Annotated in this window: 17 protein-coding genes and 1 tRNA gene; 6 read left to right on the top strand and 12 right to left on the bottom strand. The window is 63.1% G+C overall.

Features of this window, described 5'->3' with window-relative positions; genetic code table 11:
- Positions 1 to 46 precede the first annotated feature (46 nt).
- Positions 47 to 841 (top strand): class II aldolase/adducin family protein, encoded by a 795-nt coding sequence (locus P8Q88_RS10995; protein ID WP_278323877.1) that lies wholly within the window; start codon positions 47 to 49, stop codon positions 839 to 841.
- A 12-nt stretch (positions 842 to 853) separates the two neighbouring features.
- Here P8Q88_RS10995 and P8Q88_RS10990 read toward each other — a convergent pair whose 3' ends face one another.
- The 4 genes from P8Q88_RS10990 to P8Q88_RS10975 form a co-directional block, all read right to left on the bottom strand.
- A complete protein-coding gene (locus tag P8Q88_RS10990) occupies positions 854 to 1,414 on the bottom strand; it encodes a hypothetical protein (RefSeq protein ID WP_278323876.1) in 561 nt (186 codons plus the stop codon).
- A 173-nt stretch (positions 1,415 to 1,587) separates the two neighbouring features.
- Positions 1,588 to 2,940 carry an acetyl-CoA carboxylase biotin carboxylase subunit gene (gene accC / locus P8Q88_RS10985; RefSeq protein ID WP_278323875.1) on the bottom strand — a complete coding sequence of 451 codons (1,353 nt, stop codon included), beginning with the start codon at positions 2,938 to 2,940 and terminating at the stop codon, positions 1,588 to 1,590.
- A 7-nt stretch (positions 2,941 to 2,947) separates the two neighbouring features.
- Positions 2,948 to 3,442 carry an acetyl-CoA carboxylase biotin carboxyl carrier protein gene (accB, locus tag P8Q88_RS10980; RefSeq protein WP_278323874.1) on the bottom strand — a complete coding sequence of 165 codons (495 nt, stop codon included), beginning with the start codon at positions 3,440 to 3,442 and terminating at the stop codon, positions 2,948 to 2,950.
- A gap of 72 nt (positions 3,443 to 3,514) precedes the next feature.
- On the bottom strand, positions 3,515 to 3,949 hold the full coding sequence (locus tag P8Q88_RS10975) for a type II 3-dehydroquinate dehydratase (RefSeq protein WP_278323873.1): 435 nt from the start codon (positions 3,947 to 3,949) through the stop codon (positions 3,515 to 3,517).
- Positions 3,950 to 4,125: 176 nt separating this feature from the next.
- Here P8Q88_RS10975 and P8Q88_RS10970 point away from each other — a divergent pair, with 176 nt between their 5' ends.
- Positions 4,126 to 5,175 (top strand): hypothetical protein, encoded by a 1,050-nt coding sequence (locus P8Q88_RS10970; protein ID WP_278323872.1) that lies wholly within the window; start codon positions 4,126 to 4,128, stop codon positions 5,173 to 5,175.
- 9 nt (positions 5,176 to 5,184) lie between these two features.
- Here P8Q88_RS10970 and P8Q88_RS10965 read toward each other — a convergent pair whose 3' ends face one another.
- Positions 5,185 to 5,598: a holin family protein gene (locus P8Q88_RS10965; RefSeq protein ID WP_278323871.1), complete on the bottom strand. Its 414-nt coding sequence runs from the start codon at positions 5,596 to 5,598 to the stop codon at positions 5,185 to 5,187.
- A gap of 135 nt (positions 5,599 to 5,733) precedes the next feature.
- Positions 5,734 to 5,810: transfer RNA gene (locus P8Q88_RS10960), tRNA-Pro, on the bottom strand.
- Positions 5,811 to 6,031: 221 nt separating this feature from the next.
- On the opposite strand from P8Q88_RS10960, the gene yajC reads away from it, so the two are divergent.
- From yajC to secF, 3 genes are read left to right on the top strand one after another with little or no spacing between them, the layout of a single operon-like run.
- Positions 6,032 to 6,358, top strand: coding sequence for a preprotein translocase subunit YajC (gene yajC / locus P8Q88_RS10955; protein WP_278323870.1), 327 nt, complete (start codon positions 6,032 to 6,034; stop codon positions 6,356 to 6,358).
- Between the two features lie 19 nt (positions 6,359 to 6,377).
- On the top strand, positions 6,378 to 7,976 hold the full coding sequence (gene secD, locus P8Q88_RS10950) for a protein translocase subunit SecD (protein ID WP_278323869.1): 1,599 nt from the start codon (positions 6,378 to 6,380) through the stop codon (positions 7,974 to 7,976).
- Between the two features lie 13 nt (positions 7,977 to 7,989).
- Positions 7,990 to 8,967 carry a protein translocase subunit SecF gene (secF, locus tag P8Q88_RS10945; protein WP_278323868.1) on the top strand — a complete coding sequence of 326 codons (978 nt, stop codon included), beginning with the start codon at positions 7,990 to 7,992 and terminating at the stop codon, positions 8,965 to 8,967.
- Here secF and P8Q88_RS10940 read toward each other — a convergent pair.
- Complete coding sequence (locus P8Q88_RS10940; RefSeq protein ID WP_278323867.1) at positions 8,964 to 10,154, bottom strand: glycosyltransferase; 1,191 nt, start codon at positions 10,152 to 10,154, stop codon at positions 8,964 to 8,966. The two genes, secF and P8Q88_RS10940, sit on opposite strands and share 4 nt — an antisense overlap.
- Complete coding sequence (locus P8Q88_RS10935) at positions 10,151 to 10,723, bottom strand: helix-turn-helix domain-containing protein (protein WP_278323866.1); 573 nt, start codon at positions 10,721 to 10,723, stop codon at positions 10,151 to 10,153. The genes P8Q88_RS10940 and P8Q88_RS10935 overlap by 4 nt, the downstream gene beginning before the upstream one ends.
- An 89-nt stretch (positions 10,724 to 10,812) precedes the next feature.
- Here P8Q88_RS10935 and P8Q88_RS10930 point away from each other — a divergent pair, with 89 nt between their 5' ends.
- Positions 10,813 to 11,286, top strand: coding sequence for a DUF6456 domain-containing protein (locus tag P8Q88_RS10930; protein ID WP_278323865.1), 474 nt, complete (start codon positions 10,813 to 10,815; stop codon positions 11,284 to 11,286).
- Between the two features lie 12 nt (positions 11,287 to 11,298).
- Here P8Q88_RS10930 and P8Q88_RS10925 read toward each other — a convergent pair whose 3' ends face one another.
- The 4 genes from P8Q88_RS10925 to P8Q88_RS10910 all read right to left on the bottom strand — a co-directional run bounded on the left by P8Q88_RS10925 (position 11,299) and on the right by P8Q88_RS10910 (position 15,706).
- A complete protein-coding gene (locus tag P8Q88_RS10925; RefSeq protein WP_278323864.1) occupies positions 11,299 to 11,652 on the bottom strand; it encodes a nuclear transport factor 2 family protein in 354 nt (117 codons plus the stop codon).
- 68 nt (positions 11,653 to 11,720) lie between these two features.
- A complete protein-coding gene (locus P8Q88_RS10920; protein ID WP_278323863.1) occupies positions 11,721 to 12,299 on the bottom strand; it encodes a uracil-DNA glycosylase family protein in 579 nt (192 codons plus the stop codon).
- Positions 12,296 to 14,101, bottom strand: coding sequence for an ABC-F family ATP-binding cassette domain-containing protein (locus P8Q88_RS10915; protein WP_278323862.1), 1,806 nt, complete (start codon positions 14,099 to 14,101; stop codon positions 12,296 to 12,298). Before P8Q88_RS10915 ends, P8Q88_RS10920 begins: the two co-directional genes overlap by 4 nt.
- 42 nt (positions 14,102 to 14,143) lie before the next feature.
- A complete protein-coding gene (locus tag P8Q88_RS10910) occupies positions 14,144 to 15,706 on the bottom strand; it encodes an amidohydrolase family protein (RefSeq protein ID WP_278323861.1) in 1,563 nt (520 codons plus the stop codon).
- Positions 15,707 to 15,709: the final 3 nt, after the last annotated feature.

Raw genomic sequence — 15,709 nt, 5'->3', positions numbered from 1 at the left:
GGCTGGCGTGTAAGGTGTGGCCAAAGCGAAACCCGGAGAGACAGCCATGGCCACCGTACTCGAAACCAAATCCGCCAATGACGACAGCCACATTCGCGGCTCGGTCAGCGACGAGGAATGGGCGGTTCGTGTCGATCTCGCGGCGGCCTATCGGCTGGTGGCGCATTATGGCTGGGACGATCTCATCTTCACGCACCTGTCCGCGCGTGTGCCGGGGCCGGAGCACCATTTCCTGATTAACCCCTACGACATGATGTTCGAGGAAATCACCGCATCGAGCCTCGTCAAGATCGACACCGAGGGCCAGCCGGTGATCGAGACTGCGCATCCGGTCAATCCGGCGGGCTTCACGATCCATTCCGCGCTGCACATGAATTGTGAGGATGCGCATGCCGTGATGCACCTCCATACGCCCGACGGGCAGGCGGTGAGCGCTATGTCGGAGGGGCTGATGGAGCACACGCAGACCGGCATGATCGCGCGGCACGACATCGCCTATCACGAATACGAAGGCATCGCGACCGACCTCGAAGAGCGCGAGCGGCTGGTCGAGGACATGGGCGACAAGCACGCGATGATACTGCGCAACCACGGCACGCTGGCAATCGGCAAGACAGTCGCCGAATGCTTCCTGCGGCTCTATTTCATCGAGCGCGCCTGCACGGCGCAGGTCCGCATGCTGAGTGCCGGCCGCGAAAACCTCAACAACCCGCCGCAGGGCACGCCGGAAAAGGTCCAAGCGCAGACCCCCGCAGAGGGTATCGGCATGGTCGCCAACGGGCTTGCATGGCCGGCGCTGCTGCGCAAGCTCGACCGGATCGATCCGAGTTTTAGGGATTGATGTGAAGTCCGGTCAGGTCGACCGGAACAGCTCGATATAGGCTAAGGCAGGCTCGAGTATCATCGAGACGTCGTCGTCGCTCGCGCCGCTTGATGCTTCGATGATCCTAGCCTCGGTCTCATCCGACAGGAGGAAACGGGTCATCTCACTCAACGCGGCTTCGTCCTCATACTCCTCGGCAAACTGCGCTTTGAGGCGGCCCTCCTTTAAGAGATTGGGGTATTCCTCGACGATGGAAGTGGCGAGCTGTAGAGCGACGTTCTGGCCGTGCAGGCTTCGGATAATTTCGCATCCGCGTTCCACCGGCCAATCGAGGGCCGCTGCGCCGCTCCACCATGAGAGATAACTGACATCGTCGAACGGATGCGCTGAGAGACCTCTGGCCATAGCATGGGCAAAAACCCCCAAAACAGCCTCTCGTTTTTCTTGGCTGAAATTGGACCAGCCGCCTTTCTGGATGCGCCATGTAAGCAGTGGCGGCTCAAGGCCAAGCCACGTTGGTTCTTCGATCGCTAGTTGCAGGACGCGCGGCAGAAAATACCGATAATCTTTCGGCCCCCCGACGGTGGTCATCGCCCAACCTGCGTATGGACCGATTGCCCCATTCGGAAGCTCGCGAAGATCGATTGATACCAATTGACCGAGAACGCGATCTTCTTCGGAGTCACGATAGGGGGATCGGTTAAGATAGCTTGGACGCGTCTCGTCTGCGAATGCGCGATAAACGGCCTCGATGACCTCGCTACTCAGCCCTCGCGCTCCTTGAGCCAGTCCTCGAGCCACTTGATCGTGTATTCGCCGCTCTGGATATCGTTCTGCAGCAGCAATTCCTGATGCAGCGGGATGTTCGTCTTCACGCCCTCGACCACCATTTCTTCAAGCGCGCGTTTCAGGCGCATCATGCAGCCGTCGCGCGAGCGGCCAAAGACGATCAGCTTGGCGATCATGCTGTCGTAATAGGGCGGGATGCGGTAGCCGGCATACAGCCCGCTATCGACTCGCACATGCATGCCGCCCGCGGCGTGGTAATAGGTGACCTCGCCCGGGCTGGGCGCGAAGGTGAAGGGGTCTTCGGCATTGATCCGGCACTCGATCGCGTGCCCCTTAAACTCGATATCGTCCTGCGTGACCGACAGAGGCTTGCCTGCGGCGATACGGATCTGTTCGCGCACCAGGTCGACGCCGGTGATTGCCTCGGTCACGGGATGCTCGACCTGCAGGCGGGTGTTCATCTCGATGAAGTAGAACTCGCCGTTCTCCCATAGGAACTCGATCGTGCCCGCGCCGCGATAGCCCATGTCGCGCATCGCCTTCGAACACACCTCGCCCATGCGCATGCGCTCTTCGTGCGTGATCACGGGGGAAGGAGCTTCCTCCAGCACCTTCTGGTGGCGGCGCTGGAGCGAGCAGTCGCGCTCGCCCAGGTGGATCGCATTGCCTTCGCCATCGCCGAACACCTGGAATTCGATGTGGCGCGGATTGCCGAGGTATTTTTCGATATAGACGGTCGCATCGCCGAAGGCGGCCTTCGCCTCGCTGCCGGCCTGCTGCATCAGCGTTTCGAGCTGATCCTCGCTCTCGCAGACTTTCATGCCCCGGCCACCGCCGCCGCTGGCGGCCTTGATGATGACGGGATAGCCGATCTCCGCCGCGATCTCGCGCGCCTCGTCGATATCGGACACGGCGCCATCGGACCCCGGCACCAGGGGCAGACCCAGCTCTCCGGCAGTCTTCTTCGCCTGGACCTTATCCCCCATCGTGCGGATGTGTTGGGGCTTGGGGCCGATCCATTTGATGTCGTGCGCCTCGACGATCTCGGCGAACTTGGCGTTTTCCGACAGGAAGCCGTAGCCCGGATGGATTGCATCCGCTTCGGCGATTTCCGCAGCCGAGATGATGTTCGCCATGTTGAGATAGCTGTCGGTAGCGGGCGGCGGGCCGATGCAGATGGCGTGGTCGGCCAGCCGTACGTGCATGGCATCGGCATCGGCGGTGGAATGCACCGCGACGGTCTCGATGCCCATTTCGTGCGCCGCACGATGGATGCGCAGGGCGATCTCGCCGCGATTGGCGATCAGGATACGTTTGATATCAGTCACGTGACCCTCAGCCGATGGTGACGAGCGGCTGGTCGAATTCGACCGGCTGGGCGTTCTCGACCAGGATCGCCTTGACCGTGCCGGCCTTGTCGGCGGTAATCGGATTCATCACCTTCATTGCCTCGACAATGAGCAGGGTCTGCCCTTCCTTCACGGTATCGCCAACCTTCACGAAATCGGACGCTCCCGGCTCGGGCGCGAGATAGACTGTGCCTACCATCGGTGATTTGATCGCACCTGCGGTATCCACCGGAGCCGCCGCATCGGGCGTCGGCGCCTGGGCGGTCGGGGCGGGCGCGGCAGGCGGCATTTGTGCGGGCGCTGCCATCGGCGCTGCTGCCATGGTCACGCCGCCGCCGCGCGACACGCGGATCATGCGGTCGCCATCTTCGACCTCGATTTCGGTGAGGCCGGTATCGGCCAGCATTTCAGCCAGTTCGCGGACCATCGCGATGTCGATGTTCATGCCGGACTTGCCGGCGCTTCCCTTGTGGTCGCCCATGAGAACCCTTGTTGTTGCTTGGGCCCGCCTATGCGCCGCGCAGTCGGATAGGGCAAGGGGACAGGAGGGTTTTTACAGCGCCGCGGCCTTCTCCAACGCTACGGCATAGCCGCGCGGGCCAAGACCCTTGACCTCATCCACCGCAGCCATGCCGACATAGGAGATGTGGCGGAAATCCTCGCGTTTGTCCGGGTCGGACAGGTGCACCTCGATCACCGGCACCCCGATCGCCCGGATCGCATCGAGCAGCGCGATGGAGGTGTGGGTGTAGGCGCCCGCGTTGAGCAGCACCGCCTTCGCCCCGACCTCGCGTGCCTCGTGCAGCCAGTCGACCAGCACGCCCTCGTGATTGGTCTGCCGCATGTCGATGGCAAGGCCGAGTTCCTTCGCCTTCGCCTCGAGCATTCGCCCGATATCGTCGAGCGTATCCGAGCCATAGATCTCCGGCTCGCGCGTGCCGAGCAGGTTAAGATTGGCACCGTTGAGGACGAAGACGGTAGGGGGCATGAGGGGAGGATTAGCGGGGGTTGGCGCGGGTGGGAAGCGGGCTGTCCGTTAACGACCCTAATCGCGGACCCTGCGTAATTGCAATCGATGTGCCGAAAGCGGTGACAGGCCCGATTGTCGGGACACAATCGGTAATCTAATCCGATAATCTGCGCTGTCACGGAACGGACGAAGGAATGATAAGCTTTTTCGCTCTCGCCTCTTCAGCGGCTCTTTTCACCATTCCGACGCAATCGGACCGCGAAATGATCGCTGATGCGCATTCAATCATCCGAGAATATGGCGACCAGGTGTGGGATGGATTTTCCCAAGCACCCTTGCCAATCTTGCTAATCGAAGAGGATCACGAAACCCTCTTCTGCGGTGTGCCAATCGATGGCTTCGTTTCTGCGGGATTTGACACAATTACCAAGTGCAGTATGCAGTTTCGGCCTCGCGAATTGCCGACTGATCTGTCAGCGGCAACTGATCTTGGCGAGCATCAAGTCATCATGATGGGGACGTCATCCACTCTGGAAATGACGCGGGCTGAATGGGTAGTAATCGTACTTCATGAAGCTTTTCATCAATATCAGTCCATGTCGCCGGCGTATAGCGATGCAACCGACAGGCTCCGATTAGAGTTCGAGGGCGGCAACGACCAAGACGTGCGCTGGATGCTCGATTATCCCTTCCCCTATGCCGATGCACAGGTACGGGCAATTTTTGCGGAAATGACCGGAAGTGCCCTTCGATTTCTCGACGCATCATCTGAACAGCAGAAACTGGCTGCGATTGAGGATTACCTAACCGCTCGGGAGAAAGCAGAGGAGATCGTCGAACAGAAGAACTGGGCCTATTATGAGTTCCAGGCTGGTCAGGAAGGCGTCGCTCGCTGGTCGGAGATCAGGCTCGCTGCGGCTGCAGGTAGTGCCGATCCAGATTTGGCCGCCGTGGCCGAAGAAACAAGACTTGGCCTCGCCACGAGCCTGCGCGCTATCGATCGTGATGGTTTGCACATGTGGACACGCAGTGCCTTTTACGTGCTTGGGGCTGTAGAGGCAGAGATGTTGGAGCAGACGGAACCGGCTTGGCGTCGGGAGTATCCTAGGCGTCCATTTGAATTGGGTGCAATGCTGAACACCGCTTTAGCAGAGCAATTCAAGACGACGGGGATTTATGGTCTGCTTGAACCTTTGGTTTGCAAAAAGCAGACCGTCCGCTTCCCACCCCAATGTCGCCCTTGAGACGCGGCACTACTGATCCGTCCCCTTGACCTTCCCCCACTGGCGAGCCGCCGTGTATCCAAGGTAGCCCGTCCCGAAGAGCGCATAAAGCGCATCAGGCAGGGCGGCGAGGTAGCGAGTCATCCCGGTGCCGATGTCGAGCGCGGTCTGCGCGTCGAAGGCGGCGATCACCCCCATCGGCACGCTGAACAGGATCAGCGCATACATCACGTAAAGGAAGCTGGGGCGTGCTCGGCTGGTCCAGGGGTCGGCGCTTTGTGCCTCGGCGACGATGGCGGAGAGGCGCGCTTCGATGGCCTTCAGTTCCTGCGTTCCCTCAAGCGCGATCAGCTCGAGCTTGGCCCTGGCGCGCGCTTCCTTGTCGGGAATGACCTTGTCGATGATCGAAGCGATGGGGCCGATGAGCGAATCGATTAGGGGCATGGCGCGGACTCCGTCGGTTAGGAACGGGGAAACAACTAACCATATCGGTTCGTGTAGGAAAGGGGCCTATAGCGTGCGTAGCACTCGGCCGTCACCGGCCAATACCATTTCGCAGCGTGGAGAAGGGGAAACCACTGGTCGGGATGACTGGATTCGAACCAGCGACCCCCACACCCCCAGTATGGTGCGCTACCAGGCTGCGCTACATCCCGAAACCAGTGGAGGCGGCCCTATAGGCGCGGCTGCGCGACAAGGCAAGCGCGTGTCTTCCATCATCTTGTGGCGATCCCGCGTCCTATTCATTGCGGGACAATCCCATTGCTGCTAACCGCGCCCGCACTCTGCACACGAGGGGTGCGGCGCGGGCTCGAAAGACCAGCGTCCGCTGCTCGCTCGCGTGTCGCCGCAGGTTCAATTCGACAGGTAAATCTCAATGCTCGATCTTCTCGCCGCCGCCGGTTCCGCCGCGAGCCAGCCCCCCGCATGGACGGGCTGGATTCTCCCGCTCGGCATGCTGCTCATCCTCTGGTTCCTGATCATCCGGCCGCAGATGCGCCAGCAAAAGCAGCATCGGGAGCGGGTAGCCGGTCTGCAGAAGGGCGACGAGGTCGTCACGCAAGGCGGGCTTGTCGGCAAGATCACCAAGGTGGAAGATCATTTCGTCCACGTCGAGCTTGCCAAAGGCATGACCGTGAAGGCGGTGCGGAACACCATCGGCGAGGTCATTTCCTCGCGCGGCAAGCCTGCCGCAAACGACTGAGGCGAGGGCGACAGCACCGATGCTCGAATTTCCCACCTGGCGTAAGGCCTGGCTCTGGTCGATCGCGATCATCGCCATGCTGGCAGCGCTTCCTTCGCTGCTGTCCGCCACCAGCATTCGCTGGCCCGAGGCACTACCCGATCCGATGGTGAATCTCGGCCTCGACCTTGCCGGTGGCAGCCACATCCTCCTCGAAGCCGACCCGCGCGAAGTTCGCGTGCAACGGCTGGAGAACATGGAGGAAAACGTCCGCAGCCTGATGCGCAATGCCGAACCGCGCATTCGGATCGGCGACGTGTCCACCCGGGATGGCAGGCTGAGCTTCATTCTCGACGATCCCTCGCAGATCGACCGGGCGCGCGAGATCATGCTCCCGTCGATGAACGGCACCGGCCTCGTGCGCGAATGGGATCTTAGCGTCGAGGACGGCAACCGCGTGATCCTGACGCCGACGGCGGAAGGCATTGACCAGGCTGTCGGTGACGCGATGGAAAGCGCGGTCGAAGTCGTGCGCAAGCGCATCGACGAGCTCGGCACGCGTGAGCCGACGATCATCCGCCAGGGCGACACGCGCATCGTGGTTCAGGTTCCCGGCCTGCAGGATCCCGAGGCGCTCAAGGCTCTGCTCGGCGAGACCGCACAGCTCGAATTCAAGCTGGTCGATCAGAACGCCCTGCCGAGCGACGTTGCCGAGGGGCGCGCTCCTCCGGGCAGCGAAGTCGTGCCCTATGCGGCGACGTCCGACTTTGCCGGCAGCGCCATCGCGGTGCGTCGCCTTGGCGGGATTCGCGGCGACAACCTAACCGGCGCGCAGCAGAGCTTCGATCCGCAGACCAACGAGCCGGTGGTCAACATCCAGTTCGACACCGACGGCGGACGCCGCTTCGCCAAGCTGACGACCGAAAACGTCGGTCGGCCCTTTGCCATCATCCTCGACGGGCAGGTTCTTTCGGCGCCCAACATCAACGAGCCGATCCGCGGCGGCACGGCCCAGATTTCGGGCGGGTTCAGCGTGGATACGGCAAACCGCCTGGCGATCTCGCTGCGCTCCGGCGCGCTGCCGGTCGATTTGGCTGTCATCGAGGAGCGCACTGTCGGGCCCGACCTTGGCGCGGATTCGATCCGCAGCGGCATGCTCGCCATGGCGATCGGCTCTGTGCTCGTCATCGCACTGATGATCGCGAGCTATGGCCGCTTCGGCATCTATGCGACGGTGGCGCTGGGCATAAACGTGCTCATGATCCTCGGTATCATGGCTGGTCTCGGCACGACGCTGACCCTGCCGGGCATCGCAGGCTTCGTGCTGACCATCGGCGCGGCGGTGGACGCCAATGTGCTCATCAACGAGCGTATTCGCGAAGAACGCGCGCGAGGACGCAGGGTCGTCGCTGCGGTCGAAACCGGCTACAAGGAAGCAAGCCGCGCGATCTACGACGCCAACGTCACGAATTTCATTGCCGGGGTGCTATTGTTTCTGTTCGGCTCCGGACCGATCCGTGGCTTCGCGGTCGTGCTGATCATCGGCCTGTTCACCAGCGTTTTCACCGCCGTGACACTAACCCGCATGTGGGTCGCGGGCTGGCTGCGCAAGGCGCGGCCCAGCGACCTGCACCTTTGAGGAGGCGAGCACCATGCGACTTCTGAAACTCGTCCCCGACAACACCAACATCAAGTTCCTCAAGTGGCGCATCCCGTTCTTCGTGGTCAGCATCTTGCTAATCGCGGCGAGCTGGGCACTGGTTGCTACTAAGGGGCTGAACTACGGCGTCGATTTTGCCGGCGGCCTCGAGGTCCGCGCGACCTTCACGCAAAGCGCGGAAGCGCCCGTTGCCGAACTACGCAACAAGGTCGAGAGCCTGGGTTACGGATCGCCCGTCGTCCAGCGGTTCGGCGAGGACAACCAGGTCTCGATCCGCGTCCGCCTGCCCGATGAAGTGTCGGCGGACAAGGAGGCCGCACAGGATGCGGCGAACGACATCGTGCGCAGCTTGCAGGCCGATTACGACGATTTCCGCCTCGATGGGAACGACAATGTCTCCGGCAAGGTATCGGGCGAGTTCCGTCAGACGGCGCTCTATGCCTTGCTCGCCGCCATGGCCGCGATCGCGGTTTACATCTGGATCCGCTTCGAATGGCAATTCGGCGTGGGCGCGCTGTTCGCGCTGTTCCACGACGTCAGCCTGACCTTGGGCATGTTCGCGCTATTCCAGCTTGAATTCAGCCTGCAGATCATCGCTGCGATCCTCGCGATCATCGGTTATTCGCTGAACGATACGATCGTCGTTTACGACCGCATCCGCGAAAATCTGAAAAAATATCGCAAGATGCCGCTGCCCGAACTGCTCGACCTGTCGGTCAACGAAACGCTGGCGCGCACCGTGATGACCTCGTTGACGCTGTTCGTGGCGCTGCTGCCGCTGCTGATGTTCGGTCCGGCCAGCCTGTTCGGCATGGTCGCCGGAATCACGCTAGGCCTGTTCGTGGGTACCTATAGTTCGGTCTATATGGCCGCGCCGATCCTCGTCTGGCTGGGCGTGGACAGCGACAGCTTCGTTCCTCGCGAAACGGCTGCCGACGAGCAGGAGAAGAAGGCGCGCGGCGTCGTCTAGACCAGTGCGTCATAATGGGAGGCGAGGGATCTTGCATTGGCCTCCCAGCTGAACCTCTCGACCGCCGCAACGACGCGTTCCGTGTTCCTCGGGCGGCGCAGCACCTGCTCGATACCGTCGCGCACCGCGCGCGGATTTCGCGCGACGATGACGCCCGCCTCGGGCGTCGTGACGACCTCGCGCGCGCCGCCTGCATCGGTGATGACCAGTGGCGTGCCGCAGGCCAGCGCTTCGATCCACACATTGGCAAGACCTTCGCTGCGCGAGGGCAGCACCATCGCATCGGCTGCCGAATAGAGCGGCGGCAGGCTGCTGGGCGGCTGGCTGCCGAGGAAATGCACGCGGGACTCCACTCCCACTTCGCGCGCCAGCTTGCGCAGGCAGCCTTCCTCCTCTCCCTGACCGACCAGCAAAAGCCGCGTGTTCGGCAAGTCTCCCAAGGCCTTGATGACAAGGCTCTGCCCCTTGCGCTCGATCAGTGCGCCCACGGTCAGTAGCACGCGCTCGTCGTGGGCCATCGGTATGCCGAAGGTCTCGGCCAGACGCTTGCGCAGACCCATGTGGCTCATTGGCCGGAAGAGGTCGCGATCCAGCCCGGTGTAATGCGTGGCGATTTTCTCGCGCTCGATACCCAGTGCTGCCATGTCGTCGGCCAGCGCATCGCATACAGCAAGGACGCCCGATGCCGCGCTGGCGGTCTCGAGCAGCGCCTCGCGGCCATAGCTGCGCGATCCCCATAAATGGATGTCGGCACCGCGCGCCTTTACTGAAAACGGCAGGCCGAGCGCCTCGGCAAGCTGCATTACCGCCGGACCATCGGGATAGAAGAATTGCGCGTCGAGCAGATCGAAGGGCTGCTCCGCATGCATTTGGCGCGCAAGCGGCAGCACGGCGCGTACGATCATGCGGGGGTTTAGTCGTCCGCCCACCTTTGGGAGCAGGCGGAAAGTCGGTCGCAGCACCGGAAAGGCAAAATCGCTGGTGTCCCGCGCAGCCTCTGCAAGCGCCTTGTAGCGACCAAAGGCGACCGGCGGGACGCCTATCGGGTTGATGCAGGTCACATCCCAATGGGTGTCGCGCTGCAATGCCTGAAGCGATTTGGCCACGAATATGCCGAAGCGCGGCTGTGCCTGGTTCGGGAACAGCGTCGACAGCGAGAGTACCCGCCGCGTCTTGTTGGGCGTCACAGTCTGCGCACCAGCATCTCGGCCACGGCAATCCAGGCCGCATCCTTGATGACGTCCTGCTTCTGGCCCTGTCCGGGCGGCAACACGCCGAGCAAATCGCCTTGCCGGTCGATCAGCCTGCCGAAGGCGAAGCGGCCGCCCTTCTTCGGCACCAGAACGTCACGATTGATCGCGCGGGCGGAATCGGCAGGATCGAGCTGTCGCAGCCACAGCTGGTCGCCCGGGCGATATTCGCCGTGCGGATAGGCGATGTCGAGCACCATAAGCGCGCCTTCGCTGCCGAGGTCCGTGGCAAGGATCGCGTCGCGCGGGGACGAGAGTGCTTCCGGTCCAGCCTTTTCAAGTGTGGCGACGATTTGCGGCTGCGCTGCTTTCTCGGAGCGTACCAGCAGTTCCGGATCGACATCGAGCGCCGCGGCTATGCGGTCCATCCATTTGAGCGAGAGGTTGCGCATGCCGGTTTCCAGCCGCCCGACGGTCTGCGGCGTGGTGGGCGGGTCGCACGCGGCGGCGAGATCGGCGAGCGTCATGCCCTTCTGCTTCCGGATGTCGCGAATGCGGTTGATCATTTGTGGACCTGAATAACCGATTTGGTTTTCCGACTTTCCTACATGAACCGAAGATGCGCAAGCGATTTCTCCAACGCAAGGAGAAGCCGATGACCCGCAAATACGTTGAACGCGAATTGACCCCCGAAGGGCCGCGCCGGTCCGGAAGCGCGCGCGCAAGGCGGCGAAGCGTAACCGTCAATCTTGCAGAGTCGCCGCTTACCTGGCTGCATTCGCGCGGGCATCTGTCCGATCGCCAGTTCGATGCCGGCGAGAGGCTTCGCGCCGACTACGAGCGGGCCCAACTGTCCCCTTCCGTCACCATGCGGTGGGACCCGGTGCGCGTTGATGGTGGCGGCGGCGACGGCTTGACGCCAACTGAGCGGCAATTGTCGGCCAAGTCGCGCTTCGACGGCGCGATGGCGGAAGCGGGGCCGGGACTGAAGGATATCCTCTGGCGCGTGGCCTGCGCATGCGAAGGGTTGCCCGATGCCGAAAAGGCGCTCGAATGGCCCGCGCGCAGCGGCAAGCTGGTGCTCAAGCTGGCACTCGACAGGGTTGCAGATTTCTACCGCGTCAGGTGATGGGCCGTACGCTCACTGCTGGCCGTACAGGAAGCGCTCCTCGGCGATCTTGCCGTCCCGAACGGTATAGAGGCCGATTTCCTTCATCTGGTTTCGCTCGCCATCCATGGTGACGTCCATTTCGTAGTTGACTGCGAACTGGTCGCCGAAAACATAGGGTCCGTCGGCAGAGGCGGAGTGCACCTCGGCATTGTTGTTCCACCAGGCGTGTTTCTCTTGCAGGGCCTCACGTCCTTCGCAGCGCGACATCGGGCCATCGTTCGGCTCAAGGCTGACGATGTCGTCGGCCCAATAGGCCTGATAATCCTCGGCACGGTCTTCGGCCACGGCTTGCGTGAAATCTTTCGCCATCTGTTCGATCGACATGCTGCTCTCCTTACGACTCACCCCCCCGTTCGGCGCGAGCATATCACAACGCAGGCCGGGGCGGAGCGCTATCGCAGGCGTTCGCAAAGCTGTTGTCGAAGGGCGGGCAGCACCTCTGCCTCGAACCATGGGTGGTCACGCATGAACAGCGTGCTGCGCCAGGCGGGATGGGGCAAGGGGAGGAAGTGCGGGAGGAAATCACGCCAGCGCCGGATGCGCTCGACCATCGTCCAGCTTTTCGTCTCCGGCAGATAGGCGCGCTGGGCGTAGGTGCCGACGAGCAGCGTCAGGCGGTCGGTGGGCAGCTCCTCCCACACCCGCTCATGCCATGTGGGCGCGCATTCGGGGCGGGGCGGCTTGTCTCCTCCGCTCGCTTTGCCGGGGTAGCAGAAGCCCATCGAGACGATGGCGAAAAGCTCCGGATCGTGTAGCGTGTCGAAATCGACGCCAAGCCAGTCGGCCAGCCGGTGCCCGGACTTGTCGTCGAAAGCGAGGCCGGTCTGGTGTGTGATCCGTCCCGGTGCCTGCCCGATCACGACGACACGGCTGGTCGCGCTGAACTGGACGATCGGCTTGGGGCCGAGCGGCAAATGCTCCGCGCAGAGCGTGCAGCCGCGAATTTCGCGTTTGAGCGCCTCTGCGCTCACATCGACTCGACCTGCTCGGCCAGCGTCAGCCAGCGTTCTTCCGCCGCGTCCTTCTCGGCCCGCGCATTCTCGATGCCTTGCGAGATGGTCGCGAAACGCTGCGGGTCGGCGGTGTAGAGATTGGGGTCGGAGAGGATCGTCTCGCCTTTCGAGATAGCGGCCTCCAGCTCCTCGATCCGCGCGGGCAGTTGCTCGAAATCGCGCTGGTCCTTGTAGCTCAGCTTGGTCGGCTTCTGCGGCGGCGGAGGAGGGGGCGGCGCGGTGTCAGGCTTGTCGGTCTTCGCCTTGCCCTCGACCGGCTTCTGCCGCTTCGCCTGCCAGTCCTCATATCCGCCCGCGACCACATCGACGCGGCCCGTTCCGTCGAGGCCCAGCGTCACCGTGACCGTGCGGTCGAGGAAGTCGCGATCATGGCTGACGATCAGCACCGTACCCTCGTAATCGGCGATCACTTCCTGCAGCAGGTCGAGCGTTTCGAGGTCGAGGTCGTTGGTCGGCTCGTCCAGCACCAGCAGGTTCGATGCCTTGGCGAATTCGCGCGCAAGCAACAGGCGGCTGCGTTCGCCGCCCGACAATACTGCCACCTTCATGTCGACGATCTTGGGATCGAACAGGAATTCCTTGAGATAGCCCTGCACATGCTTGCGATTGCCGCGCACGTCGATCCAGTCGCCGCCTTCGGCCAGCACCTGCCGCACGGTCTTGTCGGCAGTGAGGAGCTGGCGCTGCTGGTCGATCATCACGCCGGTCAGCGTCTTGGCGATCTCCACTGTGCCGCTGTCGGGCTCCAGCTCGCCGGTGAGCATCTTGAGCAGCGTCGTCTTGCCTGCGCCGTTTGCGCCGACGATGCCGATCCGGTCGCCGCGCTGGATGCGCAGGCTGAAGGGCTTGATGATCGTGCGATCGTCATAGCTCTTGGTGATATTCTCCGCGACGATGACCGACTTCGATTTGAAGTCTTCCTCGGTCGCGAGTTTCAGCTTGGCCGTCCCGCCAGCCGAAATCATCGAGGCGCGCTGGGCACGCATCTGCCACAGTTTCTCGAGCCGCCCCTGGTTGCGCTTGCGCCGTGCGGTCACGCCGCGCTCGAGCCAGTGCGCCTCCAGCTTCAGCTTGGCATCGAGCTTTTCCGCCGCGCGCGCTTCTTCGGCATAGACCTGCTCTTCCCATGCCTCGTACCCGCCGAAGCCGACTTCCTTGCGGCGCAGGCTGCCACGGTCGAGCCAGATGGTCGCGCGGGTGAGGCGCTTCAGAAACGTCCGGTCGTGGCTGATGACGACGAAGGCGCCCTTGTAGCGGTCGAGCCAGCCTTCGAGCCAGTCGATCGCGCCGAGGTCCAGATGGTTCGTCGGCTCGTCCATCAGCAGCAGGTCGGGATCCTGCGCCAGCGCGCGGGCAATGGCCGCGCGGCGCTTTTCGCCGCCGCTGGCACCTTTGGTCTCGCGGCTCATGTCGATGCCGAGCTGGCCGGCGATGGCCTCCACCTCGTGTTCCTGCGGCGCGTGCGTGCCGTCGAGCGCCCAGTCCATCAGCGTCGCATGGCCGGCGAGGTCCGGATCCTGTTCCAGCAGCACGATCCGCGTGCCGGGCTTGATCTTGCGCTCCCCCGCATCGGTCTCGATCTGGCCGTCGATCATGCGGAACAGCGTCGTCTTGCCGACGCCGTTGCGGCCTATCAGCGCGAGCCGGTCGCGCGGGCCGATATGGAGGTCGAGCGCGTCGTGGTCCGGCCCGCCGAACAGCCATTTGCCGCCCTGCTGCAGTGCCATGCCTTCGAGGCTGAGGATCGGGGGCTGTGCCATAGGCCGCGCGAGGTAGGCGCGCGACCCCGATGCTGCAAGCGGTTAGCGCGCCGCCTTCTGCGCCTCGACCATCGCGGCGACGCTCTCTAGCAACTTGGGCGCGTCGTAGACGATGCCGTCCTTGACGGTCCAGCGCACCCCGCCGACCTGCTCGATCGCGCCGGTCTCGTAATTCAGCCGCGTATGGCCGGTGCCGTAGAGCACCTTGAGATTCGCGAGCGGGTTTTCCGGCACGATCACCAAATCGGCCAGCTGACCGACCGCCACACGGCCCATCGGCGGCTCGACACCGCGAGGCTCGTAAATCTCTCGCGCGCCGTCCAGCGTTGCGGCGCGGATCACTTCGAGCGGAGCGAGCCCTGCCTCGCGCAGCATTTCCAGCTCGCCGATATAAGCGAAGCCCCAGGTCTGGTAGATATAGCCGGGGTCGGAGCCAGCGGTGACGCGCCCGCCCTTGCGGTGGAAGTCCTTCGTCAGCTGGAACCACTTACCGTAGAAATTGCGCCAGGCGACCTCGTCTTCCGTGCTCCAGTCCTTGTAATAGCTGCCGTGGTTGACAGCGCTGGGCGCATAGAAATCGAGCAGGCTGGGCAGGCTGTATCGCTCGTGCCAATCGCGCGTGCGCGCCGCCATGACGTCGCGGCTCGCGGAATAGATGTTGAAGGTAGGGCTGAGCGTTACGCCGCTTTCGACCAGCGCATCGACATAGGCATCCCATTTTTCGCTGCCCGGCTCGACGGCCTGCGGGGCCAGCCGCGCGACCCAGCCGAAGCGGGATTGCTCGTCGAAATAATTATAGTCTTCGGGGTAATAGGGAAGGGCATCCTTCAACAGGCTTTCGAAATGGCCGTAAAAATGGGTCACGCCGTCGAGGCCGAGGCCGACGGCGGTGTCCGCATTGACCTCAGCGACACCGGTCTGTGCAAGATGCGCCACGGTGCCCAGCTGCTGCGTCTCCGCCTCTTCAAGAGCGGCTGCGAGCACTTCGGGCGTCGCGGAATTGAAGAACTTGATGCCCCAATACCCCTGCGCCTTGGCCCAGCGGACCCACTCGCGGGCCTTGGCCGGCGTGTCCGGCGTGCCGCGCGACCATTTGTCGCCGAACACCGCATAGGGGACGAGACGTGGCGCGGTGATCGTATTCGCGGCGCTGCGGGCGGTATCGGTCAGGTCCGGCTGGTCGGGGCCGAAATAGAAGCTCACACCGCGCACCGTCGTCACACCATGGGCCAACCACAGCTTGTAACCGTAGGACGGCTGGTTGGCCTTCGAAGGGTCGCCGTTATGGCCGTGCGTGTCGACGAAGCCGGGCAGGACATACATGCCGCCGGCATCGATCGTCCGCACCGCCGCATTGCGAACGGTTTCAGGCGCGCCGCCGGGATAAAGTGCGGCAATGCGGTTGTTCTCGACCAGCACGTCCACCGGACCGGCAGGCGGTGCACCGCTGCCCTCGATCACGGTCGCCCCGGTTATCAGCAGGCGCGGATACGGGCCTTCACCTTCGCCAGCTGGGCGGTCGGGGACCGGCTCCATCTGCTGTGCCGACAGCGCGACTGGTGCCAGCGATATTATGACTGCGATGGCCAGGCTGCGTATCGTCATCCG

The sequence above is a fragment of the Qipengyuania marincola genome, assembly GCF_029688625.1.
Taxonomy (GTDB): Bacteria; Pseudomonadota; Alphaproteobacteria; order Sphingomonadales; family Sphingomonadaceae; genus Qipengyuania.
Note: the sequence above shows the minus strand (reverse complement) of the source record. Positions and strands in the feature narration are given on the sequence as shown.

Excerpts from the sequence above, each read along its gene's own strand:
- accB (WP_278323874.1), bottom strand. The coding sequence starts at position 3,442 with ATGGGCGACCACAAGGGAAGCGCCGGCAAGTCCGGCATGAACATCGAC.
- P8Q88_RS10965 (WP_278323871.1), bottom strand. The coding sequence starts at position 5,598 with ATGCCCCTAATCGATTCGCTCATCGGCCCCATCGCTTCGATCATCGAC.
- P8Q88_RS10935 (WP_278323866.1), bottom strand. The coding sequence starts at position 10,723 with ATGATCAACCGCATTCGCGACATCCGGAAGCAGAAGGGCATGACGCTC.
- secD (WP_278323869.1), top strand. The coding sequence starts at position 6,378 with ATGCTCGAATTTCCCACCTGGCGTAAGGCCTGGCTCTGGTCGATCGCG.
- yajC (WP_278323870.1), top strand. The coding sequence starts at position 6,032 with ATGCTCGATCTTCTCGCCGCCGCCGGTTCCGCCGCGAGCCAGCCCCCC.
- P8Q88_RS10915 (WP_278323862.1), bottom strand. The coding sequence starts at position 14,101 with ATGGCACAGCCCCCGATCCTCAGCCTCGAAGGCATGGCACTGCAGCAG.
- secF (WP_278323868.1), top strand. The coding sequence starts at position 7,990 with ATGCGACTTCTGAAACTCGTCCCCGACAACACCAACATCAAGTTCCTC.
- P8Q88_RS10970 (WP_278323872.1), top strand. The coding sequence starts at position 4,126 with ATGATAAGCTTTTTCGCTCTCGCCTCTTCAGCGGCTCTTTTCACCATT.
- P8Q88_RS10930 (WP_278323865.1), top strand. The coding sequence starts at position 10,813 with ATGACCCGCAAATACGTTGAACGCGAATTGACCCCCGAAGGGCCGCGC.
- P8Q88_RS10975 (WP_278323873.1), bottom strand. The coding sequence starts at position 3,949 with ATGCCCCCTACCGTCTTCGTCCTCAACGGTGCCAATCTTAACCTGCTC.
- P8Q88_RS10910 (WP_278323861.1), bottom strand. The coding sequence starts at position 15,706 with ATGACGATACGCAGCCTGGCCATCGCAGTCATAATATCGCTGGCACCA.
- P8Q88_RS10925 (WP_278323864.1), bottom strand. The coding sequence starts at position 11,652 with ATGTCGATCGAACAGATGGCGAAAGATTTCACGCAAGCCGTGGCCGAA.
- P8Q88_RS10990 (WP_278323876.1), bottom strand. The coding sequence starts at position 1,414 with ATGACCACCGTCGGGGGGCCGAAAGATTATCGGTATTTTCTGCCGCGC.
- P8Q88_RS10995 (WP_278323877.1), top strand. The coding sequence starts at position 47 with ATGGCCACCGTACTCGAAACCAAATCCGCCAATGACGACAGCCACATT.